Source organism: Kitasatospora sp. NPDC023120 (genome assembly GCF_055560835.1).
On the sequence record NZ_JBVHHY010000067.1, the window covers coordinates 1 to 8,729 of the forward strand.

The 8,729-nt window shown below is 72.1% G+C and carries 4 protein-coding genes and 1 pseudogene; 1 reads left to right on the top strand and 4 read right to left on the bottom strand.

Annotation, left to right across the window (positions count from 1 at the left end; genetic code table 11):
• Window positions 1-186: pseudogene (locus ACZ3TI_RS40275) on the top strand (pirin family protein); the annotation flags it as partial.
• Between the two features lie 130 nt (window positions 187-316).
• On the opposite strand, the gene ACZ3TI_RS40280 reads toward ACZ3TI_RS40275, so the two are convergent.
• The 4 genes from ACZ3TI_RS40280 to ACZ3TI_RS40295 form a co-directional block, all read right to left on the bottom strand.
• The gene (locus ACZ3TI_RS40280; protein WP_465735466.1) at window positions 317-685 is read right to left on the bottom strand and encodes a hypothetical protein; all 369 of its coding nucleotides are present in this window, start codon (window positions 683-685) and stop codon (window positions 317-319) included.
• Between the two features lie 83 nt (window positions 686-768).
• Window positions 769-2,031 (bottom strand): amidase domain-containing protein, encoded by a 1,263-nt coding sequence (locus tag ACZ3TI_RS40285; RefSeq protein WP_465735468.1) that lies wholly within the window; start codon window positions 2,029-2,031, stop codon window positions 769-771.
• Between the two features lie 2 nt (window positions 2,032-2,033).
• Window positions 2,034-2,354 (bottom strand): type VII secretion target, encoded by a 321-nt coding sequence (locus tag ACZ3TI_RS40290; RefSeq protein WP_465735470.1) that lies wholly within the window; start codon window positions 2,352-2,354, stop codon window positions 2,034-2,036.
• Window positions 2,355-2,578: 224 nt separating this feature from the next.
• The coding region (locus tag ACZ3TI_RS40295; RefSeq protein WP_465735472.1) for a type I polyketide synthase at window positions 2,579-8,729 on the bottom strand (6,151 nt) is incomplete at its 5' end.

Sequence of the window (8,729 nt, forward strand, 5' to 3'; positions counted from 1 at the left end):
AAGAGCCGACACGCGCTTGGTATGTGGTGGAACTTCATCGGCCGCTCGACGGAGGACATCGCCCAGGCCCGCACGGACTGGATGACGGGCACCCGTTTCGGCGAGGTCCACGGCTACGCCGGTTACCGCCTGCCCGCCCCGGACCTGCCCGCGATGCCGCTGAAGCCGCGCGGGCGGGAGCGCTGACAGGAGGTGCGGCTGACGAACGTTTGCGCTGCTGCTCTGCCTGAGCGGACGGTGCAGCCTGCGTGCCCGGTCCACGGCAGTGTGTTCGGGGCCGAGCAGGTCTGCCCGGCCCCGAACGCACTGAAGAAGGTCAGACCGTCTGGTGTGTTCGGGAGACGACTCCCGCCGCGTCGAGTGTGATGGTCAGCGGGCCATTCCCGAAGCAGCTGCTCCGTTGCGGGCCGGTGTCGTGGGCGGCGGTCTGTGCCAGGGCGTACTGGAACGGGACGCCGATGATCGCCACCGGCAGGAGGACGCAGAGCAGGCCGTGCCCCAGGCTGAACCGCAGTGCCTTCCGCCGTACGGCGGCGAAGACCTGCCAACCACCCCAGCAGAGCACGCCGATCCCCAACGCACAGCCGGCCCAGGCCAGCGGTAGGACGTAGGCCGGGGCTCCGGGACTGTCATGGCACCGACTGACGAGCGCATGGACGTCGCCATCCGCGATGACCGTGGGCACGGTGCACAGCCAGCTCGCGAACGCGAGAAGCAGTGGGCCCCGGGCCCGGAACCGGCGGGGGGAGTGCTGTTCGTCCGACAACGCTAGTACCAGTCCGGGTTGACGCGGACGAAGTGCAGCTTCTGGTGGCCGCGCTGTTCCTGGAAGGCGTCGATCCGCCCGCCGACGCTGGCGTTCTTCTGGCCGCCGCTGTGCTGGGTGTACCGGATGTCTCCGTCCGGAGTCACGGCCGTGACGACCGCGGTGTGGTGCACGGCCCCCTTCTTGTCCTGGTCGTCGTGGTCGGAGTCCTCCTCGTAGTAGACGATGTCCCCGGGCTTGACCTGATCCGGCGGAATCTCCTCACTGCCGTGGCGCATCAGGAAGTCGTGCATGTTCTGTGCGCCGGCCCAGCTCTTCGAGTAGTCGACCCGCTGGGACAGCCAGTCACCGCCGGCGTCCTCGCTGCGCCCCCAGGTGTCGTCTCCCCGCCAGCCCCAGAGCCCGTCCCACTTGGCGTGGAGACCGCCCTGGCGCAGCGCTTCCGAGGCGAAGTTGGTGCAGTTGTCCCCGAAGACGTCGATGCTCGTGTCGTCCCAGTGGTCCAGCGCCCACTGCACCGTCTTGACACGGTCGTACTTGGCGTTGGGGCCTCCGCGAAGGCCCACCTTCACGTCGTCGGGGATGCCGGGCAGGTTGGCCAGTGTGACCGGGTCGGAGAGCATCAGCTGCTTGCGCTGGTTGTCGGTCAGCGCCTTCCACCAGTCGGCGACCAGGCGTGGATCCTCACCGCTGGGAATACCCCCGGTGTACATGGCCAACTCGACCTGGGAGGCCTCGCGCTGGAGGGTGTCCAGCGCCTTCCGAGGGTCGGTCTCGCAGGTCGCGGCTGCGAGTTTGCGGAGTTCGGCCGCTGCCAGCTTGTCGGCCTGGGCGGCCTCGCGCAGGGCCTCCTGGAGCATCACGTTGATCTCCTGGACCGCGCTGTCCGTGGAGGCGTCCGCGCCACCGGAGCCGGAGTGGACCGTGCCGCTGGCCTCGTCGACGGTCAGACCGTACTGCTTGGCCATGTCGAGGGCGGAGTTCATGGTCAGCTTCGCCCGGGTGATACTGGCGCTGAGGGCGTCGAGGACCATGACGACACCGCGCATGATGTCCGCTCCGGCCTCCAGGATCCGTGCGTGCTCCTCGAGCTTGCGGCCGGCGGCCTCGCCGACGCGGTCCTTCCAGTTCTCCTTGAGCGGGTCGACGCCGTTGGCGTGGATGTCGTTGACGGCCTGCCAGGCCTGCTTGGAGAGAGCGAGCCAGGAGTTGGCGGCCGCGTCCACGTCGATGCTGCGGGCAGACCTGAGTGCTGCGATGTTCATGCTCACTGCCCGGTCCCCTGGAGATCGGTGACGGCGGCGGTGAGTCGACGGGTGGCCTCCTGCTCAGCCTTGTCGTACAGGTGCGCCGAGTTGCGCAGCTGTTCCGCATAGGCGTGGAGCTGGTCGAGCGCAGACTTCATGTGTGTCTGCCACGCGGTTGCGCAGTCCTTGAGTGCCGGTCCGGACTCCCAGGCGGTCATGGTGGCCGCTGCGGTGAAGCTGTTGTCCAGCCAGTGCTCGGCGGGTCCTACGGCCGCCGCAGCCCCCTGGAGGCCGGCCGCAGACTGCCGTAGCACTTCCGTACGGATGTGGATGTCGTTCATGTGGCCCCCTACCCCCTGATGGCCAGTGACGGCCAGCATACGTACGGTCATCCTACTGGTCGGTTCGTTCGGGAGGGCGGAATGACCCCATCGCCAGCATCTCGGCCCTGCGGAAGGCCGACTCGGTTGTGTGGAGACAGCGGTGGTGGTCGGGGGTGAAGGGGGGCCGAAGAGGCGTGGCGCCGGTGGTGGCGGCACGCCCCTTCGGGTGGGGGTGGGGTGCGTCAGGCGGTGCCTCCGGTTTGGGCGAGGGCCATGCGGATCAGTTCGTCCGTGTCGGCCTCGCGGATGGAGGCGGTGTGGTCGGCCGTGGCGGTGGGGGGTGTGGTGGCCGGGGTAGCGGTTCGGCCGAGGCGTAGCAGGGCGTCCAGCAGGCCTGCCGTTCGCAGTTCGGCGAGGGGGATGGTGGTCAGGGTCCTGCGGACGGCTTCCTCGTCCTCCTCCGGTGCCGCCGTGGTGTCCGGGCCGAGGAGGGTGTGCAGCCGGCGGGCCATCGCGTTCGGTGTCGGGTAGTCGAAGACGAAGGTGGTCGGCAGCCGGAGACCGGCCAGGGCACCGAGGGAGTTGCGCAACTCGACGGCGGTGAGCGAGTCGATGCCCATCTCCATCAGGCCCCGGTCGGCCCCCACCGCGAGCGGGTTGCTGTGGCCCAGGACGGCGGCGATCCGGGCCCGGACGGTTTCCAGCAGCAGATCGGACTGCTCGGCCGGGGACAGTCCGGCCAGCCGGTCCCGAAGGGCCCCCCGGTCGGCCCGTCCGCCGTCACCGGACTCGGGCGACACACGCACCAGCGAGCGGAACAGCGCCGGGACGGAACCGGTGGAGCGCAGCGCCGCCGTGTCGACCCGGATCGGCACCAGTAGCGGGGCGTCGGCGCCGAGCGCGGCGTCGAACAGCTTCAGCGCGCGGTGCGTCGCCAGCGGTGCGATCCCCGCCCGGCGTAGACGCTCCCGCTCCCGGGCGTCCAGCGTGCCGCCCATGCCGGACTCCTGCGCCCAGAGGCCCCAGGCGAGGGAATGGGCGGGCAGGCCGGCGGCCCGGCGGTGGGCGGCGAGGGCGTCCAGGAAGGAGTTGGCGGCCGCGTAGTTGGCCTGGCCGGGACTGCCCGCGACACCGGCGACGGAGGAGTAGAGGACGAAGGCCCGCAGGTCGAGGTGTTCGGTTGCCTGGTGGAGGTGCCAGGCGGCGTCGACCTTGGGTCGGAGGACGGTGTGCAGTTGGTCGGGGGTGAGTGTGGTGAGGGTGGCGTCGTCGAGGATGCCGGCGGTGTGGATGACGGCGGTGAGGGGGTGGTCGGTGGGGATGTCGGCGAGCAGGGTGTCGACTGCCTTGCGGTCGGTGGTGTCGCAGGCGGTGATGGTGACGGTGGCGCCCGACTCTGCGAGTTCGGCGGCGAGTTCGGCGGCTCCGGGGGCTTCCGGTCCGCGTCGGGTGGCGAGCAGGAGGTGGCGGATGCCGTGGGTGGTGACGAGGTGCTTGGCGAGGAGGGCGCCGAGGGTGCCGGTGCCGCCGGTGATCAGGACGGTGCCGTCCCGGTCGAAGGTGGCGGCCTTCACGTCGAGGTCGTCCACGGCGGCCCTGGTCAGCCGCGGCACCAGCAACGCCCCTGCGCGCAGCGCGAACCGGTCCTCGTCCGCGGCCAGCGCCGCCGGCAGGGCGGCGTAGGAGGCGTCGGTGCCGTCGTGGTCGATCAGCACGAACCGGTCCGGATGCTCGGACTGCGCGCTGCGCACCAGGCCCCACACCGTCGAGTGCGCCAACTCCGCTGCCAGGTCCGCATCCTGTGCGTCGACCGCACCGGTGGTCAGGACCACCAGACGGGCCTGGCCGAGCCGCTCGTCCGCGAGGAAGTCCTGCACCAGGGCGAGTACGGACGCGGCCGTGCCGTGCGCGGCCGACACCGGATCGACGGTCGCGCCGGTCGCGCCGGTCGCGCCGGCCGCGTCGGTCGGGGCGGGGGCGAACAGCACGTCGGCGGCGGCGCCGGCCAACTCCTCCGCCAGGGTGGCCAGGTCCGGGTGGGCTGCGCTACCGGCGGCGAGCGCGGCCACCTGCTCGGGTACGGTGCCGAGGACCGCGTACCGGGCGGTGGGCCGCAGAGCCGGAGCCGGAGCCGGAGCGGTGAGCGGGGACCAGGCCAGTCGGTACAGCGGGTCCGAGACACCCGAGCGGCGGAAGACCGCCGGGTCGACCGGCCGGACGGTCAGTGCCTCGGCGGCCGCGACCAGCGCGTTCGTGACCGGATCGGTCAGCGTGACCGCCACCGTGTCCGGACCGCTCGGCGACATCCGCACCCGCAACCGCTCGGCCGCGCGGCCCTTCAGCCGCAGGCCGCTCCAGGCGAACGGCAGCCGCAGCGCGGGAGCGCCGGCGTCCGTACCGCCCTGGTCCAGCATGGCGATCGGGTGCAGTGCGGCGTCGAGTAGCGCCGGGTGGACGCCGAAGCCGGCGGGCTCCAGCCCGGCGGGCAGGGTGACCTCGGCGTACAGTTCCCCGCCGTGCCGCCAGACCGTGGTCAGACCGCGGAACGCGGTTCCGTACGTGATGCCCGCGTCCTCCGCACGGGCGTAGAGCTCCTCGACGACCACCGGCTCGGCGCCGTCCGGCAGCCAGGTCGCGCCCGGTGCCGACGGTGCGGCCAAGGCACCCAGGCGGCCGGTGGCGTTGCCCGCCCAGTCGTGCGGCTCCAGCCCGTCGGCCACCTGCGGCCGGGAGTGGACGGTGAGCGAACGCCCGCCCTCCGCGTCGACGGCGCCGACGGACACCCGCACCTCGACACCGCCCTGCTCGGGCAGCGCCAGCGGCTGTTCCAGGACCAGTTCCTCGACGCCGTCCAGACCGAACCGGTTCGCGAGTTCGAGCGCGATCTCGGCGAACGCGGCACCCGGGAGGATCGCTCCGCCGTACACCGCGTGCTCGGCCAGCCAGGGGTGGCGCTTCAGGGTGAGGATTCCGGTGAACAGGCTTCCGCCGTCCGGCAGTTCGATCTCCACGTCGAGCAGCGGGTGGCCGCCGGAGGCGAGGCCGGTGGTGCTGAGGTCGGCTGCCGCTGTGGGGTGGAGCCAGTAGCGCCCGCGTTGGAAGGGGTAGGTGGGGAGGTCGGTGGCATCGGTGGTGCCGTCCAGGGTGGGCCAGGTGACGGGGTGGCCGTGGGTGTGGAGGGTGGCGAGGGCCGCTGTGGTGGTGTGGGTTTCGGGGTGGTCCTTGCGCAGGGTGCTGATGGCGAGAGGGTTGGCCTCGTCGAGGGTGGTGTGGGTGAGGGCGGTGAGGACGGGGTCGGGGCCGAGTTCCACGAAGGTGGTGACGCCGTTGTCGGCGAGGGTGCGGAGGGTGTCGGTGAAGCGGACGGCTTGGCGGATGTGCTGGGTCCAGTAGTCGGGGGCGGTGAGCTGGTCGGCGAGTTGGCCGGTGAGGTTGGAGATGACGGGGATGGTGGGGTGGTGGTAGGTGAGTTGGGCGGCCTCGGTGCGGAAGGCGTCGAGGACGGGGTCCATGTGGGGGGAGTGGAAGGCGTGGGAGACGGTGAGTTTGCGGGTCTTGCGTCCGAGGGTCTTGAAGTGTGCGGCGATTCGCTCGGCGGTTTCGGGGTCGCCTGAGATCACGGTGGAGTCGGGTGCGTTGAGGGCGGCGATGGAGACGGTGTCGGTGAGGTGTTCGCGGAGTTCGTCTTCGGTGGCCTGGATGGCGATCATGGCGCCGCCGGCGGGGGCGGACTGCATCAGCCGGGCCCGGGCCGCGACCAGTCGGGCCGCATCACCGAGGCTGAGGACTCCGGCGACGTGGGCGGCGGTGAGTTCGCCGATGGAGTGGCCGGTGACGAAGTCGGGTGTCATGCCCCAGGATTCGTAGAGGCGGAAGAGAGCGGTTTCCAGGGCGAACAGCGCGGGTTGGGTGTAGCGGGTCTGGTTGAGGGCGTCCTCGTCGCCGAAGACGACCTCGCGCAGCGGCCGCTCCAGGTGCGGGTCCAGTGCGGTGCAGGCTTCGTCGAAGGCAGTGGCGAAGACGGGCTGGGTGTCGTACAACTCGCGGCCCATGCCGAGGCGTTGCGCGCCCTGTCCGGTGAACAGGAAGGCGAGCTTGCCGCCGCGTGCCGTCCCCTGGACGGCGTGCGGGCTGGACGAACCCTCGGCGACTGCGGTCAGTCCGGTGAGCAGCTCCGCCCGGTCCGCACCGAACACCACCGCGCGGTGCGCGAAGAGCGTCCGCCCCGAGGCCAGGGCGCGTGCCACGTGGGCGAGATCCGCGCCCTCACGCTCGGCCAAGTAGGCGCCGAGCTGGGTGGCCTGGTCGCGCAGTGCGGCCTCGTTCCTGCCGGAGAGCAGTAGCGGCGCCACGGCGTCCGGGGTGTCCTCGGCCGGCCCGGTTCCGGTCTCGATGAGCGCCGGGGCGGGCGCGGCCTCCAGGATGATGTGGGCGTTGGTGCCGCCGATGCCGAAGGAGGAGACGGCGGAGCGGCGCGGCTGCCCGGTCTCCGGCCAGTCGCGCGCCTCGGTGAGCAGCGAGACCGCGCCGGACTCCCAGTCGACGTGCGGGGTGGGTTCGTCCACGTGCAGGGTCCTGGGCAGCACGCCGTGGCGCATCGCCTGCACCATCTTGATCACGCCGCCGACACCGGCCGCGGCCTGCGCATGGCCGATGTTGGACTTCAACGAGCCGAGCCAGAGCGGCCGTTCGGCGTCGTGCGCCCGACCGTAGGTGGCGAGCAGTGCCTCCGCCTCGATCGGGTCGCCGAGGGTGGTGCCCGTGCCGTGCGCCTCGACGGCGTCCACTTGGTCGGCGGTGAGCCGCGCGTCGGCGAGCGCCGTACGGATGACACGCTCCTGGGAAGGGCCGTTCGGCGCGGTGAGCTGGCTGCTCTTGCCGTCCTGGTTGACGGCGGAGCCGCGGATCACGGCGAGCACCGGGTGTCCGGCAGCTTGGGCGTCGGAAAGCCGCTCCAGCAGCAGCATGCCCGCGCCCTCGGCCCAGCCGACGCCGTCGGCGCCGCCCGCGAAGGACTTGCAGCGGCCGTCGGGCGACAGTCCGCGCTGCCGGCTGAACTCCAGGAAGGTGGTGGGCGTGGCCATCACGGTGACGCCGCCGGCCAGGGCCATGGTGCACTCGCCGTTGCGCAGCGCCTGGACGGCCAGGTGCAGGGCGACCAGCGAGGAGGAGCACGCGGTGTCGACCGACATGGCCGGCCCCTCGAATCCGAAGGTGTAGGAGATCCGGCCGCTGGCGACGCTGCCGGCGCTGCCGGTGCTGAGATAGCCCTCGAAGCCGTCCGGGGTCCGGTCCGCCAGGCGGGTGCCGTAGTCGTAGTACATGACACCGGTGAACACCCCGACCGGTGTCCCGCGCAGGGTGTCCGGGGCGATTCCCGCCCGCTCCATGGCCTCCCAGCTGGTCTCCAGCAGCAGGCGCTGCTGGGGGTCGACGGCGAGGGCCTCGCGGGGGCTGATGCCGAAGAACTCGGCGTCGAACTCGTCGGCGTCGTGGAGGAAGCCACCCTGGCGGGCATAGGTCTTGCCGGGGGCGTCGGGGTCGGGGTCGTACAGGTCCTCGATGTCCCAGCCGCGGCCCTCGGGGAACTCGCCGACCGCGTCGACTCCGTCGGCGACCAGCCGCCAGAGCTGCTCGGGCGTGGTCACCCCGCCGGGGAACCGGCATCCGATGCCGACGACGGCGATCGCTTCCTGGTCGGCGGGCGTTGCCGCCGTGGCCGCCGGTGCGGCGAAGTCCCGCCCTTCGCCCAGGAGTTCACCGCGCAGGTAGGCAGCGAGCGCGGTCGGCGTGGGGTGGTTGAAGACGACGGTCGCGGGCAGGCGCAGGCCGGTGGCGCGGGCGAGCGCATTGCGGAGTTCGACAGCCGTCAGCGAGTCCAGACCCAGCTCCAGGAAGCCGCGGTGGGCCGGGATCGCCTCGGGCTCGGAGTGGTGCAGTGCGGTGGCGAGTTGGGCACGGACGAGGTCGAGCAGGGCTTGGTCCTGGGCCTCCGGGGAGAGGCCGGCCAGGCGGGCCCGTAGTCCGTGCTCGTCGGCCGGCCCGGTGTGCGCGCTGCGGCGCGGGATCGGACCGACCAGGGTGCGCAGCAGCGGCTGGACGCCCGTGTCGGCGGCGCGCTGCCGCAGTGCGGCGAGGTCGAACCGGGCCGGCACGGTGACCGGCAGGTCCGTGCCGAGTGCGGAGTCGAACAGGGCGAGTGCCTCCGCGGTGGCCTGCGGCAGGATTCCGCGCTGGGCCATCCGGGCTCGGGCGGTGTCGTCCACGCCGCCGGTGAGTGCGCTGTTCTCGGCCCAGAGGCCCCAGGCGAGGGAGGTCGCGGGCAGTCCGTTGGTGTGGCGGTGGGTGGCGAGGGCGTCGAGGTAGGCGTTGGCGGCGGCGTAGTTGGCCTGG